We start from the raw sequence: 17,191 nt of genomic DNA, 5'->3' as shown, positions 1-17,191 counted from the left end.
TGAGGACGAGCACGGTTACGGCCGCAATGATCGCCGCCACGATGGATGTCCGACCAATCCGGCGTACTGACAGTGGACCATGCGGCGGCGTTTGGGTAATCGCGCGTGGCCGTGGAGGTTGCCGCAGCCGGCATGTCATGTCGTCGTCCCCAAACTCGTCAGCATTCCAGGCGCGGTGACCAGAGGGCATGCGTCAGAGCACGCTCGTTATGCCGCCGTCGATATAGATGGTCTGGCCGGTCATGAAGCTCGCCGCGTCGGAGGCGAGGAACACCACCGCGCCGCCGAGTTCCGCAGGATCGCCCCATCGCCCAAGCGGGGTGCGTTTTTCGAGCCATTCGGAGAACGTCTTGTCGTTCACCAGTGCCTCGTTCAGCTCGGTGCGGAAATAGCCCGGTCCGATCGCATTGACGCGGATGCCGTACTTGCCCCAATCCCCCGCCATCGCCTTGGTCAGCATCTTGATCGCGCCTTTCGAGGCCGCATAGGGCGCGATGGAGGGCCGGGCAAGTTCGCTTTGCACCGAGGCGATATTGATGATCGTTCCCGAGCGGCGGGCGATCATCCCGGCGACAACGGCACGGCTGACGACGAAGACCCCGTCGAGATTGATGCTCATCAGCCGGCGCCAGTCGGCGTCGGTGAAGCTCTCTAGCGGTGCACGATGCTGGATGCCGGCATTGTTGACGAGGATGTCGATCGGGCCGACATCGCGCTCGATATCCGCGACAGCCGCCGCCACGCCGGCGCTGTCGGCGACGTCGAACGCGCTGACGGTTGCCGAGATGCCGTCTTCTTGCAGGACGGCCGCGGCCTGCGCTGCCTTCCCCGCGTCGCGGGCGTTGAGGATCACGTCGGCGCCAGCGCCGCCGAGGGCACGGGCGAACGCGAGCCCCAGTCCGCGGGAAGACCCGGTGACGAGGGCGCGCTTGCCGGTGAGGTTGAACAGCGCAGGGATGGTCTTGCTAACGGACGGCAATGCGCACCTTCATCGTCTGGCTCCCATGGTTTCGCTCCCGAGGTTTCGCGTCCATGGTTTCGCTTCCATGGTGTGGTCGCCTTGGTCCGGAACCGCCGCGTAACGGGCAGTTGGCATTGTTCCGTGCAGGCGCGACGTCTTCAAGCCGCCGCTTCAGGCGGGCAGAGAGGATGGCTCCCCGGTGAGGCGGGCCGCCGAACTCATCGCCCGTCCAGATAGGCTTTGAAGCGGTCGGCATAGTCCGGGTGCCAGCGCGACAGCGGCGGCCGGTTTTCCACGATGTCGCCCGCTGCCCAGGCGATGCGCTTTTCGTCCGTTGCCCGGTCGACATCCCCGTCCGGGCACAGCACGTAGAAATCGCCCGCGTCGACGTGTTCCAGCATGAAGGCAACCGTCTGTTCCGGCGTCCACGCTCCGGCCGGCTTCTCGGTGCGGCCGTTGGCGGCGAGCGGCGTGAACACGAAACCGGGGATGAACAGGTGTGCCCGGACCCGCCCGGCGGCCGGACCGTTGCGCAGTTCGTGCTCCAATGCCTCGGTGAACACCTTCACGCCGGCCTTCGACACATTGTAGGCGGGATCGCCGGGAGGGGTGGTGATGCCCTGCTTCGAACCGGTATTGATCACGAGCCCCGGCTCGCCGCGTTCGATCATGCCGGGGACGATGGCGCGGGTGCCGCGGATGACGCCGCCGAGATTGACGGCAAGCACCCACTGCCAGTTCTCCTCAGGGCCGAAGAGGCTGGATCCCGGCTGCACGCCTGCGTTGTTCATCAGCACGTTGATGCCGCCGAAGGCGCCCACCACGGCCGCGTCGAGCCGCGACGGGCCGTCCTTGTCGGTGATGTCGACGGGAACGGCAAGAACGTCGCCGCCTCCGCCGGCGGCAAGCGCGGCGACCGCGGCGGCGGCACCGTCCAGCGTCTCGCCCGGCAGGTCGGCAAGCGCCACCTTCATGCCGAGCGCGGCATAGGCCTTGGCGGCCGCGAGGCCGATGCCCGAGGCCGCGCCCGTGATGACCGCGACACGGCCCGGTCCGAAGGCGGGATGGGACGGCACGTAGGACGGGGTGGCTGACATGGCATTCTCCTCGACTGAACTCTCGCGCCGGTTCCTGGCAGGGCGGACGTTCCGCCGACGCCTTCCGGCCGAGCGCCGGCAGCGCCGCGAACGGCCGGCGGCAGCGGAGGATGCTCACAAAACCGAGGCTTTGACGAGGCCGGCCTCCCCAATCGGCTGTTGCTGAGGGCCTCGCCTTTCGCGCGAATCGGCGAGATGGACTCAATCACCCATCGGCTCAGCCGCAATTGCATGGCCGACCGGCGAGAATGTCGCTTGCTTTACAGACGATCAGTGCGTCATGCATTCAGGCGGCGCAGAAGACGCCGAACGACGAACCGGGAAACGCCGGAGCCCCGATCCCCATGAGTAACGCCGCCCCCGCCGCTGGCCGGTCCGCCGACCGCGTTGCCGCCGATAGCAGCAACACCGAAGGAACGGTGTTCGCGATCCTGTTCGCCATCAGCTTCTGCCACATGCTGAACGACATGATGCAGTCGCTGCTCGCCGCGCTCTATCCGATTTTCAAGGAGAGCTACGGCCTCGATTTCGCGCAGATCGGCCTGATCACGCTCGCGTTCCAGATGACCGCGTCGCTGCTGCAGCCGGCCATCGGTCTCTATGCCGACAAGCGCCCGATGCCGTTCTCCCTGGCGGTCGGCATGGGTTCGACGCTGGTCGGCCTGGTGCTGATCGCGCGGGCGGAAAGCTTTCCGGCCATCCTGTTCGCGGCCTGCCTCGTCGGCCTTGGCTCGGCGGTGTTCCATCCGGAATCGTCGCGCGTGGCGCGCATGGCGTCCGGCGGCCGTCCGGGTCTGGCGCAGGCGCTGTTCCAGGTCGGCGGCAATTTCGGTTCCGCTGTCGGTCCGCTCGCGGCGGCCTTCATCATCGTGCCGCGCGGGCAGGGCAGTGTCGCCTGGTTCTCGCTCGCCGCGATGGTCGCGATCATCATCCTTGCGGTGGTCGGCCGGTGGTACAAGAACCACGGCATGAGCCGGATGAAGGCCTATCGCCGCCGCGGCAACGCGGTGACGCTGCCGCGCCGCACGGTGATCCTGGCCATCACGATCCTGATCGCGCTGGTGTTCTCCAAGTTCATCTACATGGCCAGCCTGTCGAGCTACTACACCTTCTACCTGATCCATCGCTTCGGGGTCTCGGTGGAGGAATCGCAGATCTATCTCTTCATCTTCCTCGGCGCCGTCGCCGCGGGCACCGTCATCGGCGGGCCCATCGGCGACCGCATGGGGCGCAAGAAGGTGATCTGGTGCTCGATCCTCGGCGTGCTGCCGTTCTCGCTGGCGCTGCCTTATGCCAGCCTGTTCTGGACAGCCGTCCTGTCGGTTCTGATCGGCGCGATTCTGGCCTCGGCGTTCTCGGCCATCATCGTGTTCGCGCAGGAACTGCTGCCCGGCAAGGTCGGCATGGTCGCGGGCCTGTTCTTCGGTCTCGCCTTCGGCCTCGGCGGCATCGGTGCCGCCGGCCTCGGCGAACTCGCGGATGCGACCTCCGTTGAGTTCGTCTATCACGTCTGCGCCTTCCTGCCGGCGATCGGCATCCTCACCGTGTTCCTGCCGAACATCGAGGGGCCGCGCGCCAAGGCGGCCTGAGGCGCAAGGCGGCTAACGCAATCGGTACGCCGGCCCGTTCGCCTGACAGCGGCAGGCCGGCGCGTTTGCGTTTGGCCATTCTCGCTGTCACCGACTCATGCTCAACTTCGGCGCGAGGCGGATCGGGATCATGATGGGCGAGATACGCGCCGCAACGGCGGCGGAAGTCGAGGAGATGGTGGGCTGGGCCGCCGCCGAGGGGTGGAACCCCGGCATCGGCGACGCCGCCGCGTTCCGGGTCGCCGACCCGGATGGCTTCCTCGTTTCGACCGACCGTCGCGGTCTCGCGGCCTGCATCTCCGCGGTCGTCTACGGCGACACCTTCGGGTTCATCGGCTTCTACATCGTCCGGCCGGACCTGCGGGGGCAGGGGCACGGTTGGCGCATCTGGCAGGCGGCTCTTGCCCGCCTGGACGGCCGCACCACCGGTCTCGATGGCGTCGTTGCGCAGCAGGACAATTATCGCCGGTCCGGCTTCGTCTATGCCCACCGCAATGTGCGTTTTGCCGGTGTGCCCGTCGCTCGGGCTGGTGCACCGGGCGATGCCTCCGGTCTCCACCTCACGCCCGTCCTTCCCGATCTCGTCGAGACGATCGTGGGCTATGACAGGCCGCTGTTTCCGGCAGACCGCGCCACCTTCCTGCGATCCTGGCTGTCGCCGCCGCGAACCGCGATGGCACTCGTCGGCCAGCGCGGCGTGTGCGGCTATGGCGTCATTCGCAGGACGTTCGACGGCCACAAGATCGGTCCGCTGTTCGCCGACGATGCCGCTGCTGCAACGTTGCTGTTCGACGCCCTGGCGGCGACGGTGCCCGGCGGGACGGTGATCCTCGATCCGCCGGGTACCAATCCCGCCGCGATCGCGCTCGCGGAAGAACGCGGCCTCCGCCCGGTTTTCGAAACAGCGCGGATGTATCGCGGTCCAGCACCCGCCATCGATTCCGCGCGGATATTCGGCATCACGACGTTCGAGCTGGGGTAAAAATTATGGAGAGAGATCTATTTGACCAAAATATTAACGATAAATCTCATGAATTCTTCAATAATATGAAGAATCCAAAATCGGAGGATGCGGAGAGGTGTCGGAATTTCTGCAGTGAAGTTTATCGGAAATTCTGTAAGTATTTTGATAAAGATTTCAAATTGAGATTTCCAATGGAGACGCCGGCCAGATTCTCGGAGATGTTTTTTATGCAGGCGTTTGTCTCGGCGGGATGGGATCCCGTCATGCCGTCAAGACGGATAGATTTCCGATTTCAGCGTGGCGGTAGCAGGGATCTGGTTGTAGAAGTCGTTACACCTGAGCTTGTTGATGGGCAGGGTCACGTGACCGCCTTGCCGAATGGGATGATTTCACGAGAGTGGGATGGAAGTCACAGGGAAAAGGCCCTGTTGAGGCTAACATCAGCATTCTATTCGAAATACAAGATTATTGAAGAGGCCATTTCTAAAAATTATATTGATGAAAATGATTACAGAATTATCGGGATAAGTGGCCTTAGAGTAAGAGTCGAAGGCGGCTGGTCTTTGGGGTATTGGGGGAATCCGCCCGATTTTGCGGAGGCTTTTCTTCCAATAGGGAAGCGGTATTACTACATACCATTAGTCGGTGGTTTGCCGGATTTAAATGAGAACCGTGCGAATTATTCGTACTCTGATACTATAAAACGAGATTTGCGCGCTGATGTGAGAAGAGATGCTTTCGTTAGCGGAAATTTTCCAAAAGTAAATGCGATTGCGTACGCAAATCCAGATTTGCTAGATTTTGAAGACGTCTCTAAGAATTTCGCTGTTCTTCATAATCCGTCTTCATGCTGGCGCCACGGAGATTATGTCATCGGCTGCGGACAAGAATATTTTGTGGTTGCCTCCGAGGGTAGCTTTTCTATAACCAGGAAGCTGCGTCCCGATCTTGTTGATGAATGAGGTCACCACGACCTCAGCGCGCGCAACTGCGCCGTCTTCTTGAACGCATGGCTGTCCATGCGGCCGAGGAGGTGGTCGAGCAGTTCGATGGCGGTGCCGACCGCCGGGCCCTTGTTGAGCATCACGCATTCGGCGCGGGCGGCCATCGCGGCATCCGTCATCTCGCCGCGTGAGGGAACGCCGTCCTTCACGAGATCTTCCAGCACCTGCGTCGCCCAGATCGCGGGCACCGCGGCAGCCTCGCAGAGCCACAGCAGTTCCTCCTGCATCTCGGCCAGCCGCTCGAATCCGATCTCGGCGGCGAGGTCGCCGCGTGCGATCATCACGGCGAACGGCCGGGCACGCAGCGCGCGGGCCATCAGCGCCGGCAGATTGGTCACCGCCTCCGGCCGCTCGATCTTGGCGACGAGGCCGAGCGGGCGTTCACGCGTGCCATGGCGGGCGAGCGCGGCCTCGAGCAGGTCGATATCGTCCGGCCGGCTGACGAACGAGTAGCCGATCATGTCGGCGCATTCGATGACGGTGGTGAGGTCGTCCTCATCCTTGGCGGTCAGCGGCGACAGCCCGAGCGCCGTGTCGGGCAGGTTGAGGCCCTTCTCGGGTCGCAGCTTGGTGCCGCCTGCCTTGACGGTGGTCACGCGCACCACCGCTTCGCCATCCGCGACGCTCTCCACCACGCCTTCGAGCTTGCCGTCGTCGTAGCGCACGCGGTCGCCGGGGGTGAGGCGCGTCACCATTTCCGGCAGCGACACGGCGGCGGAGAACGGGACGGCCTCGCAGGCCCTCGGCTCGCCGCCCGCGACGAGGCGCAGCCGGTCGCCGGGCTGGAGCTTCGCCTTCTTGGGAGCCGTCACCGCCTCCGTGCGGATCTTCGGCCCGGCGATATCCATCAGCACCTTGATGTCGCGGCCGACGACCGTGGCGGCCGTGCGCACATTGGTCGCCATCCCGCGCCAGGCGATGTTGCCGTCATGGGCGCAGTTGATGCGCGCGATGTCCATGCCGCGCCGGGCGAGGTCGAGAACGAGCGCCGGATCGCCTGCGGCCTCCGACGGCAGCGTCACCATGATGCGGGTGCGGCGCATTGCCGGCGCCGGACCGAACATGGCATCGGTCGCGGCCGTCAACCGGGCCTCGCCGGCGAAGAACGCGGTCTTATCGGGGGCAGGGAAGGGCGAGGGATGGCCGGTCACGGCGCCGAGTGTTGCCGCGACGGCATCGAGGGTGGGGAGGACGCGGCTCTCCAGCCGGCCGAGCGATGACAGCCCCCGCCACATCAGCTCGCGCTGCAGCGGGCGCAGGTCGTGATGGCGCAAGGCGAGATAGTGGGCGAGGTTGGCGATCGCGGCATCGTCCGGCGTCGCGCCGATATGCGCGGCAATCCTCTTCGCGTCTCCGGTAACGGCCGTCCGCAGCAGCAGCACGGCCTGCATCAGCACGTCGGCGGTGAGCGGCTCCTCACCGAACGGGATGGCCTCGAACGCCTCCGCGGCCGAAGGCAGCGGGAGCGCGTCGTCGGAGATCGTCATGGGTCGTCCTCGGCGGTCGTGTCCATTGCGGGGCGCCCGACCGGCCGATATCCAGGGCCCGATCGCTGGTGCATCCCACTGGTTCGAAAGCCAAATTCCGCGCAGGCGGCTTCGCGCGTGCTGCGCGCGCTTTCAAACCAGACCGCGAAGCTAGACGGCCCGCATTACGGTGCCATGACGTGGCGCAACACGACGGTGGATAGCCGCCTCATGGCGGCACCCACCCCTCGGGGGCAGCGGGGAACCGGCCGGCGACAGCCGCCGCCGGTCAGTGCGTCCATTCCTCGGACTTGGCGACGATGAAGTCGCGGAAAGCGCGGACGCGGGCCGTGCTCTTCAGCTCGGCCGGGTAGACGAAATAGGTGTGGTACTCGGGCAGGTCCGCCTCGGGAATGAGCTGCACGAGGCCGGCTTCCGGCTCGACGAGATAGTCCGGCAGGAGCGCGATGCCGATGCCGCGCTGCACGGCGCGCTTGATGGCGACGACGCTGTTGATCTTCAGCGTCGGCCGGCGCGGCTGATCGGGGGAGCGGCCCGCCGTTTCCGCCCAGTTCATCTCGCGCAGGTAGGTCGCGCCCTGCTCGCCGAAGGTGATGAGGCGGTGGTGGTCGAGATCGGCCACCGCCGAAGGGCTGCCGTAGCGGCGCAGATAGGCCGGCGAGGCATAGAGATGGAAGTGGACGGTGAACAGCCGCCGCTGGATCAGGTCCGGCTGAACCGGCTGTCGCAGGCGGATGGCGACGTCCGCCTGCCGCATCGAAAGGTCGAGCTCGCTGTCGTCCAGGATGACCTGGAGTTCGACGTCCGGATAGAGTTCCAGGAACTCGTGCAGCCGCGAGGTGAGCCACGATGTGCCGAGGCCGACCGTGGTGGTGACGCGCAGCACGCCGGACGGCTTCTCGCGGGAATCGGCGAGGCGCGCCTGCACGGCATCGAGCTTCATCATCACGTCGCGGGCGGTGCGGAACAGGAGATCGCCCTGCTCCGTGAGCAGGAGCCCGCGCGCGTGGCGATGGAACAGCGGAATGCCGAGTTCCATTTCAAGCGCGCCGACCTGCCGGCTCACGGCCGACTGGCTCATGTTCAGCATCTCGCCGGCGTGGGTGAAGCTGCCGGCCTGCGCCGCAGCGTGGAAGATCCGCAACTTGTCCCAGTCCATTGGCCCTGCGGCGCCCCTGTCACGCCCTGTTCCCGCGGGCGCGGAGCCCGGTGGTCTCTGGTTGTGCCGGCCGTTGCCGTGCATGTGAATATCCGGCCCTTGCTCCCGGCCGGTTTTCGTTGCGTCCCGGGCGCCAGCAGCGTCCGGAACGATGGTGTCGGCACCGGCCACGGGGGCCGGCGCCGGCGTTCATTCCGCCGCCTGGGTTTCGGCCCCGTCGTGAGCGGCTTCGCCGTGGCTCAGACCGGCGAGATAGCGCTCCGCCTCCAGAGCCGCCATGCAGCCCATGCCGGCCGCGGTGACGGCCTGCCGGAACACTTCGTCGGTGACGTCGCCGGCGGCGAACACGCCCGGAACCGACGTCGCGGTCGAATCGGGCGCGGTCCAGATATAACCGGAGGGCTTCATCCGCAGTTGTCCGGTGAACACCTCGGCCGCCGGCTTGTGGCCGATCGCGATGAACACCCCGTCGACGCTGCGCTTGTCCAACGCCCCGGTCTTGAGGTTGCGCAGGGTGACCGAGCACACGGTCTCGGGCGTGCCCTCGCCGTGGATCTCGGCGATCTCGCTGTCCCAGACGAGTTCGATCTTGGGATGGTCGAACAGCCGCCTTTGCAGGATGCGCTCGGCGCGCAGCGAATCGCGGCGGTGAACCAGCGTGACCTTCGAGGCGTGGTGGGTGAGATAAAGCGCCTCCTCGACGGCGGTGTTGCCGCCGCCGACCACCAGAACTTCCTTGCCGCGGTAGAAGAAGCCGTCGCAGGTGGCGCACGCCGACACGCCGAAGCCCTTGTAACGCTCCTCCGATGGCAGCCCGAGCCAGCGGGCCTGGGCGCCGGTGGCGATCACGAGCGTGTCGGCGGTGTAGTTCAGGCCCGAATCGCCGACGAGGCGGAACGGCCGAGCCGAAAGGTCGGCGGATATGATGTGATCGTAGATGATCTCGGTGCCGACATGCTCGGCCTGGGCCCGCATCTGCTCCATCAGCCAGGGGCCCTGGATGGCCTCCGAAAAGCCGGGATAGTTCTCGACTTCCGTGGTGATGGTCAACTGGCCGCCGGGCTGGATTCCCGCCACGATCACGGGCTCGAGCATTGCGCGTGCCGCATAGATCGCCGCCGTGTAGCCGGCCGGGCCGGACCCGATGATCAGCATCTTGAAATGCCGGGCGTCGCTCATGTCGTCCTCATTGTTGCGCGGAGCGCATGGCTCCATCATGGCGCGATTGGTCACCAGATGTGCAGACAAAGCGTCGGGAACAAGTCGGTAACCGTCGATTTACTGTGGGAAAAAGGCCGGTGTTGCCCGTCGGGCGCAGTTGCCCGCCTTGATGGCTGTCAAAGCGGGTGCGAATCGGCAGGCGCATATCGGTACGGAGCCGGCCCCGCTCGACAGCGGCCGGCGCATGGCCTATGGAAGTTGTTGCGAACGGCTTTCAAACTCTCCGCCGCTCGTCAGCGTCTCCGCGAAACGGCCATGATTTCGCGGTCGAGATGTCATATGAACGGCTGGCTGTGGGGACACCCGTTCCTGGCGCGGCCCGCTCCTGAACGGAAGACAGTCCCATGACCATCCACCAGCCCCTTTCGAGCGCGAATGAGGTCAAGGCGACCTTCCTCTCCGCGCTCGGCGGCACGGACCCCAACGACTCGCCTTATCGCCACTGGCTGCTCGACGGTCTTTTCCCGGGCGAGGCGGTCACGGCGCTGCAGGAACTGCCGTTCCCCGCGCCCTCGCTGGATGGCGTCTCGGGTACTCGTGAAGTGCACAACGCGACCCGCGTCTATTTCGACGTGAAGAACCGGGCGGAGCATCCCGTTTGCGATGCGGTCGCGGTGGCGTTCCAGGATCCGGAAGTGGTCGGCGCCATCGAGAAGGGGTGCGGCTGCGATCTCGACAATACCTATCTGCGCATCGAATACGCCCAGGACGTCGAAGGCTTCTGGCTCCAGCCGCACACCGACATCGGCGTCAAGCGCTTCACCATGCTGATCTATCTGTCCGGCGAAGCCGGCCAGGAAGACCTTGGCACGGACATCTATGCCGACGCCCAGACCTGGGTCGGCCGTTCACCCTTCGCGCCGAACAAGGCGATGATCTTCGTGCCGTCCAACAACAGCTGGCACGGCTTCGAGCGTCGGCCGATCAAGGGCGTGCGCAAGTCGCTGATCATCAACTACGTCACGACTGACTGGCGCGCCCGTGAGCAGCTGAGTTTCCCCGAGGCCACCGTCCACAGCGCGTGATAAGGCGCCGGGCTTACGCCGGCACCGGATGTCGCCTTTATCCGGCGAGAAATCTCGAAGGCGGGTCCCCCTCGGACCCGCCTTTTTCGTTCAACGGACTTTTTCGTCTCGTTGGGGCAAAAAACAGGGCCTGAACCCAAAAAGGCGGGAACCAACGAGCGCGGCGGACGTTATGGGCGGGTGTACGAGTTCCCCCCATCGTACGCAGGGCACCCGCCGCCGGAACCCCTGATTTCGGCGGTGGGTAACCCTATTTCCCTGTCAGCCGTGGCTCCCGGTCGCCGAACACGATGGTTTCCTCGTGGGGGCGCCATTCTCCGGTCGCCTCGTGACGCCCCTGCAGCACATATCGCGGCGCCTCTGTGCCGATCGTCTCGGCAGCCTCTCGGCAGAGCCGTCCGGCGTTGCCGCCCGGCAGGCGATTGACGAAGAGCGACAGCCGGGTGTCGGCGAAGGCCGACATCATGTCGTAATCGCCGTTGCTGTCGCCGAACACCATGAGCGGACCGAAACCCTTGCGCGCCACCAGAGTGCGGTTCAGCGCCTCCACCTTGCCGGCTGCATAGGTCAGCGGCCAGTCTCCCCGGTCCTCGATGCTGTAGGCGCCTTCCACCATCGCGGTGCGCACGCCGATGATGTTTTCCCGCGGCAGTCCATAGCCATAAGCCCGATCGGTGGCGAAGGCCGCGATCAGTTCCTCGATGGAGGCGGAACAGACGTGGACCTCGATGCCGTTGGCCATCAGCACGCGGTGCAGATCCGCCATTTCCGGCGTCAGCCGCAGGCACTGGAATGCCGTATGACGCACCAGACCGGCGCGGCCGGGACGGCTCGCCGGGGTCTCCATTCCAACCTCGGCGATGGCCGCGCCGAGGTGCCAGGCGTTGGAAGCGTGGGCAAGGGCCGCCAGGCTTTCCGGGGTGTGCCCGGCGAACAGCCACACGATCCAGCGGTAGCCGAGCGTCTCGCCGTAGGTGTCGTTGATGGCGTCGTAGGTAGCAAGCAGCTTGGCGCGGAAGGAGAGGAAGGCCGGATCGTTGCCGAGCCGGGCCCAGCTCTCCGGCGGTGCCGGGATGCCGTAGCAGCCGGCGAGCTCTGCATAATCGTCGTCGAGATCGGCCGCGAGGTCGTCGAACTCGACCGGTCCGGCGGCGCCGTCGCGACGAAGGCCGTGGAGCGGGCCGGGCGGTACGCGGTTCCGGATGGCGCGCGAGAATGCCGCCGGCGTCATCCGCAGCGCGAAGCGGTCCACCATGTAGCGCAGCAGCGTCTCCTCTGCGTCGCCCATGATGCACGTGTTATCCCAGTCGAACACGGCATAAGGCGCGCGCGCGGCGTCGTAGCCCGGGCTTGCGACGCCGTGGGCGGCAATGACGCGGTGGAGCGCGGCGCGGGTCGCCGGCGCCCATTTCAACGGACTGAGAGTGATGGCAAGCCCGGCGCCGACATCCTGTCGCGGCGGTGAGGCATCGATCGCTGTGGTCGGCATCGCGGTTCCGGTCGCGGGAGGGTGTCGAGGGCGGTCCGGCCACGGGGAGATGGGGATCGCGGCCGATATCCCGACAATAAGACGCCGCCCGTCCCGATGCCATCGGTCCGTGCGGCGTGCCTGAACGCGGCGGAATGAGAAGCGACTCAGCCGGCCTTGCGGAAGGGGTTGAGCTTCTTCACGGCCGTCGAGATGCGGTGACGGCGCTGCTCGTGGGCGACCACGTCGGCGTCGGTCACCCAGTTCATCTGGATGGCGCGGCGGCGGCCCTCGAACGGCTCGTGGCCATGCCAGGAGTTCTCGGCCCGGCGGAACACCAGCAGCGTGCCGCCATGGGGCGGAACTTCGGCGACATAGTCATCGAGATTGTCGCCGGACCGCAGGATCCGCAGCCGGCCGCCGTCGGAATCCCACGCCTGGTTCATGTACACGAGGACCGTGATGACCTTCGTGGTGGAATCGGTGTGGATCTTGCCGTCGGTGCGGCGGCAGTAGCCGCGGACCGTGTACATCGTCGGCCTGTCCGACAGGTCGAGATCGAACTTCTGCTCGATGAGTTCGCGAAAGCGCGGACCGTCGAGCTCCTTCATCAGCGCGGCGAAGTTGCCGCGGATTTCCAGCTCGGACGGCGGATGCGACCCGGGGCCGGGCACTTCCGGATAGTCGGCGATCACGCCCTGAAGCTGATCCGCCTGCACGAAGTTCGGCACGACGAGAAAGTCGTAGGGATCTTTCTGCAGCGGAGTCGCGGCCAGCGCGTCGTAATCGAGATAGCTCATGTGCGTCGCGCGGCTCGTTCTGCCGCGCCTCCCGTTGGAGGAGCCGCAAGCCGGCCGAAGGGCGGTTCGCAGGCCGCCCGGATGCCGTTCGTTGGCAACCGACGGGACCGGCGGACTTCAGGCCGCGGCGCCGCGCCGTCCGGCGCGTTCGGCGAAAGCCCGGCGCACCGCGTCGACGACGACAGCATTCGCATTTAAGGGATGGTAGGTCCAAGCCGCAAGGGCGACTGATGCCGATTGCTCTTGCGAAGCGCTTTCAGATGCGCCGGTGGGAGGCCAGTCGAGCCAGCGCATCGCGCCGGAAGCAATCATCCCCTCGTGGAAGGCATTGAACTTGGAAGAGCCGCCTTCGAGCTTCCACGCATGGATCGGCTTTCCGGTGAACGCCGCCTCGCCGAGCATGTTGACCGAATCGCAGGTGACGATGAAGCGATCGGCCGCGCCGAGGATGCCGAAATAGGGGTTCTCGCCAGTCTCCAGATCCCACACCCAGGATGGCGTGGCGCCGAGCGCCGTCTTGAGCGCGGCGAGCGGCGCGGCACCCGTGCGCCGGGACGGCGTGACGATCAGGCTGCCGCCGGTCGTGCGGGCAATGGCGGCCAGCGTCTTTCCAAGACGGTCCGCATCGGCCGCTTCGAACCGGTAGGCACCGCTCGCGCCGCCGACGATCACCCCGATCCACGGCCGCGGCAGGGACTGCCACAGCGGCGAGAACCGCGCGGCGCCTTCGACGAGGCGCGTGGGCGTGAGGGTGTTCGGCGACGTCAGCGTGCGGACGACGTTCGGGCCGGATATGCCGTCGTGCTCGTTGACCCAGACGAGATCGAACTGCGACGGAGACACCACCGGGTTCTGCAGGGCGAGCACGAAGGTCCGCGCACGCGAAGCGCGGCGAATGTGCCGTGCATAGGGGATCGCCTGCCGGCCCGATACGACGACGAGATCCGGCCACGGCGGCGCGATCGACGCGTTCGGCTGCGCCGGCCCCCATGGCGCTAGCCACGACCAAGGCGGCGACGGCGACACCCGCTTTAGCACCGGCTCGATGCCGAGCGCCTCGATGATGCCGCGGCACTGCACCTCGTGCCCGGCGCTGCCGGGCGTGAGCGACCACGCCGTTCGCGGCGCGGAGGGAAGATCGACAGCCACCTGATCAGACCGGCTTCAGCAGCACATGCTTCTTTCGGCCGACCGACAGCTTCACCACGCCCTCGGGCGTGAGGCTCGCCTCCGTCAGCACGGCGCGGTCGTCGGTTGCCACGACATCGTTGATGCGGATGCCGCCGCCCTGGACGTGACGGCGCACTTCGCCGTTGGAGGCTGCGAGGCCCGCCCTGACGACGGCGCTCAGAAGGCCGATGCCGGCGGCAAGCTCGGCGGCGGGCACCTCGACCGTCGGGAGGCCGGCGACGAGCGCGCCTTCCTCGAAGGTGCGCCGCGCGGTCTCGGCCGACGCTTCAGCGGCCTCGCGGCCGTGGATCATCGCGGTCGCCTCGGTCGCGAGGATCTTCTTGGCCTCATTGAGTTCCTGGCCGCCGAGAGCGGCGAGCTTGGCGATCTCCGCCAGCGGCAGTTCGGTGAAGAGCTTCAGGAAGCGCTCGACGTCCGCGTCGGCGGTGTTGCGCCAGAACTGCCAGTAGTCGTAGGGCGACAGCAGGTCCGCGTTCAGCCACACGGCGCCGGCGGCGGTCTTGCCCATCTTGGCGCCGGAGGCGGTGGTCAGCAGCGGGGTCGTCAGGCCGAACAGCGAGGCGTCGATCATGCGACGGCCGAGTTCGATCCCGTTGACGATGTTGCCCCACTGGTCGGAGCCACCCATCTGCAGCACGCAGCCGGTGCGCTTGTGCAGTTCCACGAAGTCGTAGGCCTGCAGGATCATGTAGTTGAATTCGAGGAAGGTCAGCGGCTGCTCACGGTCGAGCCGCAGCTTGACCGAATCGAAAGTCAGCATTCGGTTGATGGTGAAGTGCCGGCCGACCTCACGCAGCAGCGGGATATATTTCAGCTCGTCCAGCCAGTCGGCATTGTTCGCCATGATGGCGTCAGACGGACCGCTGCCATAGGCGAGGAAGCGGTCGAACGCCTTGCGGATGCCGAGGATATTGGCCCCGATCTCGTCGTTGGAGAGGAGCTTGCGCGCCTCGTCCTTGCCGGAAGGGTCGCCGATCTTGGTGGTGCCGCCGCCCATCAGCGTGATCGGCCGGTGGCCGGTCTGCTGGAGCACGCGCAGCATCATGATCGAGATGAGATGGCCGACATGCAGGCTCGAACCGGTGGCGTCGAACCCGATATAGGCCGTGATCGGGCCCGCCGCGGCCTTCGCGTCCAGCCCTTCGAGGTCGGAGCACTGGTGAATGTAGCCCCGTTCGGACAGGGTGTTCAGAAACTCGGACTTAAACGTCGTCATGCGATCTCGATCCCGATACGCCGAAGCGGCCGCGTGCGGGCTCCGGCTGGTCGTTCGGCGGCTCTATAGCGTGGAATGGCGCCGACCGCCATCTTTCGGGCGGCGCGGAAGGGCGAGGAACCCATGGCGGAAACGATGCGGGCGATCGGGCTGATGAGCGGCACGTCGATGGACGGGGTCGATCTCGCCCTTCTGGAGACCGACGGGGAGGAGATCGTCCGTCCGGTGACGGCGGCCTTTCGACCCTATCACGAGGACGAGCGCGCCATTCTGCGCCGCGCCCTCGAAGAAGCCGCCACGCTTTCGGACCGTGATGCCCGTCCGCCTGCGCTTGCCGAGGCCGAAGCGGTGGTCACCACCGCCCACATCCAGGTGGTGGCGGACTTCCTCGGCGCGCGGCAGATGACGCCTGACATGATCGATATCGTCGGCTTCCACGGCCAGACGGTGTTCCACGCCCCCGGAAGGGGCCTGACGATCCAGATCGGCGACGGCCAGCGGCTTGCCGACGAGATCGGCATTCCCGTTGTCTATGATTTTCGCGCGGCCGATGTGGCCGCCGGCGGGCAGGGTGCACCGTTCGTGCCGGCCTATCATCGTGCGCTGGTGCGATCGAGCGAGCTGCCGCTGCCGGTCGCCGTTCTCAATATCGGCGGGGTCGCCAATGTGACCTTCATCGGACGCGACGGCGATCCGGTCGCCTTCGACACAGGACCGGGAAATGCGCTGATCGATGACCTGATGCGCGAGCGCACCGGTGCCGCCCTCGACAAGGACGGCCGCCTTGCCGCCGAGGGGCGGGTGGACGAGCGCGCGCTCGCAGCGCTGATGTCTCATCCATATTTCGAGGAAAGCTATCCGAAGTCGCTGGATCGGAACGCTTTTTCAAGGTCCGCCGTTTCATCTCTGTCGACCGCGGATGCGGCGGCGACTCTCACCGCCTTCACCGCCGCTTCCATCACGGCGGCGCTTCGGCTGCTGCCGGCGCAACCCGGCCGTCTTGTGGTGTGTGGCGGCGGCGCCAGAAATCCGACGCTCCTTTCCGCGCTTCAGGAGCGTGCGGGCGTCAAGGTGTCGACGGCCGAGGAGTTCGGCTGGTCGGCGGATTCGGTGGAGGCCGAAGCGTTCGCCTATCTCGCGGTGCGCTCCAGGCGGGGGCTCCCGCTGACCTTTCCGGGGACCACCGGCGTCGAACTGCCGACCCGCGGCGGGGTATTGGTGCGCCCGCGCTAGAGCATATTCCGTTCAGATTGAGCCGATCTGAACGACAAGGATATGGTCAGGAAACGAGAATGGGCGCCCGCGGGCGCCCATTCGAATCGTCTGAAAGGACTGCGTGGCCGCGATCAGATCGGGCTGATGGCAGCGAGGCGTCGGTCGAGATATTCGGAGCATTCCTCGATCAGCACGTCGGTGTGGTCTTCGAAGAAGTGGTTCGCGCCGGACACGACCTTCTGCTCGATGACGATGCCCTTCTGCGTCTTGAGCTTGTCGACCAGCGTCTGAGCGTCCTTCAGCGGCGCGACCTTGTCGACGTCGCCGTGGATGATCAGGCCGGAGGCCGGGCAGGGCGCGAGGAACGAGAAATCGTACAGGTTCGCCGGCGGGGCGATGGAGATGAAGCCCTCGACCTCGGGGCGGCGCATCAGGAGCTGCATCCCGATCCAGGCGCCGAACGAGAACCCGGCGATCCAGCAGAAGCGCGCGTCCGGGTGGGCGCTCTGGGCCCAGTCGAGCGCGGCCGCCGCATCCGAAAGCTCGCCCTGGCCGTGGTCGAACGAGCCCTGGCTGCGGCCGACGCCGCGGAAATTGAAGCGCAGCACCGCGAAGCCGCGCTTCGCGAACATGTAGAACAGTTGATAGACGACCTGATTGTTCATCGTGCCGCCGAACTGCGGGTGGGGATGAAGCACCAGGGCGATCGGGGCGTTGCGCTTCTTGGCCGGCTGGAAGCGGCCTTCGATGCGTCCGGCCGGGCCGTTGAAGATGACCTCGGGCATGGGCGGCAA

Annotated in this window: 15 protein-coding genes; 5 read left to right on the top strand and 10 right to left on the bottom strand. The window is 66.2% G+C overall.

Annotated elements, in window-relative coordinates; translation table 11 throughout:
* Positions 1-193: 193 nt before the first annotated feature.
* Positions 194-979, bottom strand: coding sequence for a glucose 1-dehydrogenase (locus BUF17_RS03865; RefSeq protein ID WP_073625809.1), 786 nt, complete (start codon positions 977-979; stop codon positions 194-196).
* Between the two features lie 200 nt (positions 980-1,179).
* On the bottom strand, positions 1,180-2,037 hold the full coding sequence (locus BUF17_RS03860) for an SDR family NAD(P)-dependent oxidoreductase (protein ID WP_428977625.1): 858 nt from the start codon (positions 2,035-2,037) through the stop codon (positions 1,180-1,182).
* Between the two features lie 365 nt (positions 2,038-2,402).
* On the opposite strand from BUF17_RS03860, the gene BUF17_RS03855 reads away from it, so the two are divergent.
* The 3 genes from BUF17_RS03855 to BUF17_RS22480 all read left to right on the top strand — a co-directional run bounded on the left by BUF17_RS03855 (position 2,403) and on the right by BUF17_RS22480 (position 5,573).
* Positions 2,403-3,647 (top strand): MFS transporter, encoded by a 1,245-nt coding sequence (locus tag BUF17_RS03855; protein ID WP_084563882.1) that lies wholly within the window; start codon positions 2,403-2,405, stop codon positions 3,645-3,647.
* A 130-nt stretch (positions 3,648-3,777) separates the two neighbouring features.
* Positions 3,778-4,629, top strand: a complete 852-nt coding sequence (locus BUF17_RS03850; RefSeq protein WP_073626059.1) for a GNAT family N-acetyltransferase — start codon at positions 3,778-3,780, stop codon at positions 4,627-4,629.
* Between the two features lie 5 nt (positions 4,630-4,634).
* Entirely contained in the window at positions 4,635-5,573 is a 939-nt protein-coding gene (locus BUF17_RS22480; RefSeq protein WP_139282395.1) for a hypothetical protein, read from the top strand.
* 2 nt (positions 5,574-5,575) lie between these two features.
* On the opposite strand, the gene BUF17_RS03845 is transcribed toward BUF17_RS22480, so the two are convergent.
* The 3 genes from BUF17_RS03845 to trxB form a co-directional block, all read right to left on the bottom strand.
* Positions 5,576-7,102, bottom strand: coding sequence for a pyruvate kinase (locus tag BUF17_RS03845; protein WP_084563880.1), 1,527 nt, complete (start codon positions 7,100-7,102; stop codon positions 5,576-5,578).
* A gap of 268 nt (positions 7,103-7,370) precedes the next feature.
* The gene (locus BUF17_RS03840; RefSeq protein ID WP_073625806.1) at positions 7,371-8,261 is read right to left on the bottom strand and encodes a LysR family transcriptional regulator; all 891 of its coding nucleotides are present in this window, start codon (positions 8,259-8,261) and stop codon (positions 7,371-7,373) included.
* Positions 8,262-8,450: 189 nt separating this feature from the next.
* Positions 8,451-9,440: a thioredoxin-disulfide reductase gene (trxB, locus tag BUF17_RS03835; RefSeq protein ID WP_073625805.1), complete on the bottom strand. Its 990-nt coding sequence runs from the start codon at positions 9,438-9,440 to the stop codon at positions 8,451-8,453.
* Between the two features lie 386 nt (positions 9,441-9,826).
* On the opposite strand from trxB, the gene BUF17_RS03830 reads away from it, so the two are divergent.
* Positions 9,827-10,507, top strand: coding sequence for a 2OG-Fe(II) oxygenase (locus tag BUF17_RS03830; protein WP_073625804.1), 681 nt, complete (start codon positions 9,827-9,829; stop codon positions 10,505-10,507).
* Positions 10,508-10,757: 250 nt separating this feature from the next.
* Here the strand turns inward: BUF17_RS03830 and BUF17_RS03825 are convergent, their stop codons facing one another.
* The 4 genes from BUF17_RS03825 to tyrS form a co-directional block, all read right to left on the bottom strand.
* Positions 10,758-11,996, bottom strand: coding sequence for a haloacid dehalogenase-like hydrolase (locus tag BUF17_RS03825; RefSeq protein ID WP_084563878.1), 1,239 nt, complete (start codon positions 11,994-11,996; stop codon positions 10,758-10,760).
* 146 nt (positions 11,997-12,142) lie between these two features.
* Positions 12,143-12,775, bottom strand: coding sequence for a 2OG-Fe(II) oxygenase (locus tag BUF17_RS03820; RefSeq protein WP_073625803.1), 633 nt, complete (start codon positions 12,773-12,775; stop codon positions 12,143-12,145).
* Positions 12,776-12,892: 117 nt separating this feature from the next.
* Positions 12,893-13,924: a mitochondrial fission ELM1 family protein gene (locus tag BUF17_RS03815; RefSeq protein WP_073625802.1), complete on the bottom strand. Its 1,032-nt coding sequence runs from the start codon at positions 13,922-13,924 to the stop codon at positions 12,893-12,895.
* 4 nt (positions 13,925-13,928) lie between these two features.
* A complete protein-coding gene (gene tyrS, locus BUF17_RS03810; protein ID WP_073625801.1) occupies positions 13,929-15,182 on the bottom strand; it encodes a tyrosine--tRNA ligase in 1,254 nt (417 codons plus the stop codon).
* Between the two features lie 123 nt (positions 15,183-15,305).
* On the opposite strand from tyrS, the gene BUF17_RS03805 reads away from it, so the two are divergent.
* Positions 15,306-16,415 (top strand): anhydro-N-acetylmuramic acid kinase, encoded by a 1,110-nt coding sequence (locus BUF17_RS03805; RefSeq protein WP_244530745.1) that lies wholly within the window; start codon positions 15,306-15,308, stop codon positions 16,413-16,415.
* 113 nt (positions 16,416-16,528) lie between these two features.
* On the opposite strand, the gene BUF17_RS03800 is transcribed toward BUF17_RS03805, so the two are convergent.
* Entirely contained in the window at positions 16,529-17,182 is a 654-nt protein-coding gene (locus BUF17_RS03800; RefSeq protein ID WP_073625800.1) for an alpha/beta hydrolase, read from the bottom strand.
* Positions 17,183-17,191: the final 9 nt, after the last annotated feature.

Source organism: Pseudoxanthobacter soli DSM 19599, from assembly GCF_900148505.1.
Classification (GTDB): Bacteria; Pseudomonadota; Alphaproteobacteria; order Rhizobiales; family Segnochrobactraceae; genus Pseudoxanthobacter; species Pseudoxanthobacter soli.
The sequence above is the reverse complement of the archived record's forward strand: the minus strand, read 5'-3'. Positions and strand labels throughout refer to the sequence as shown.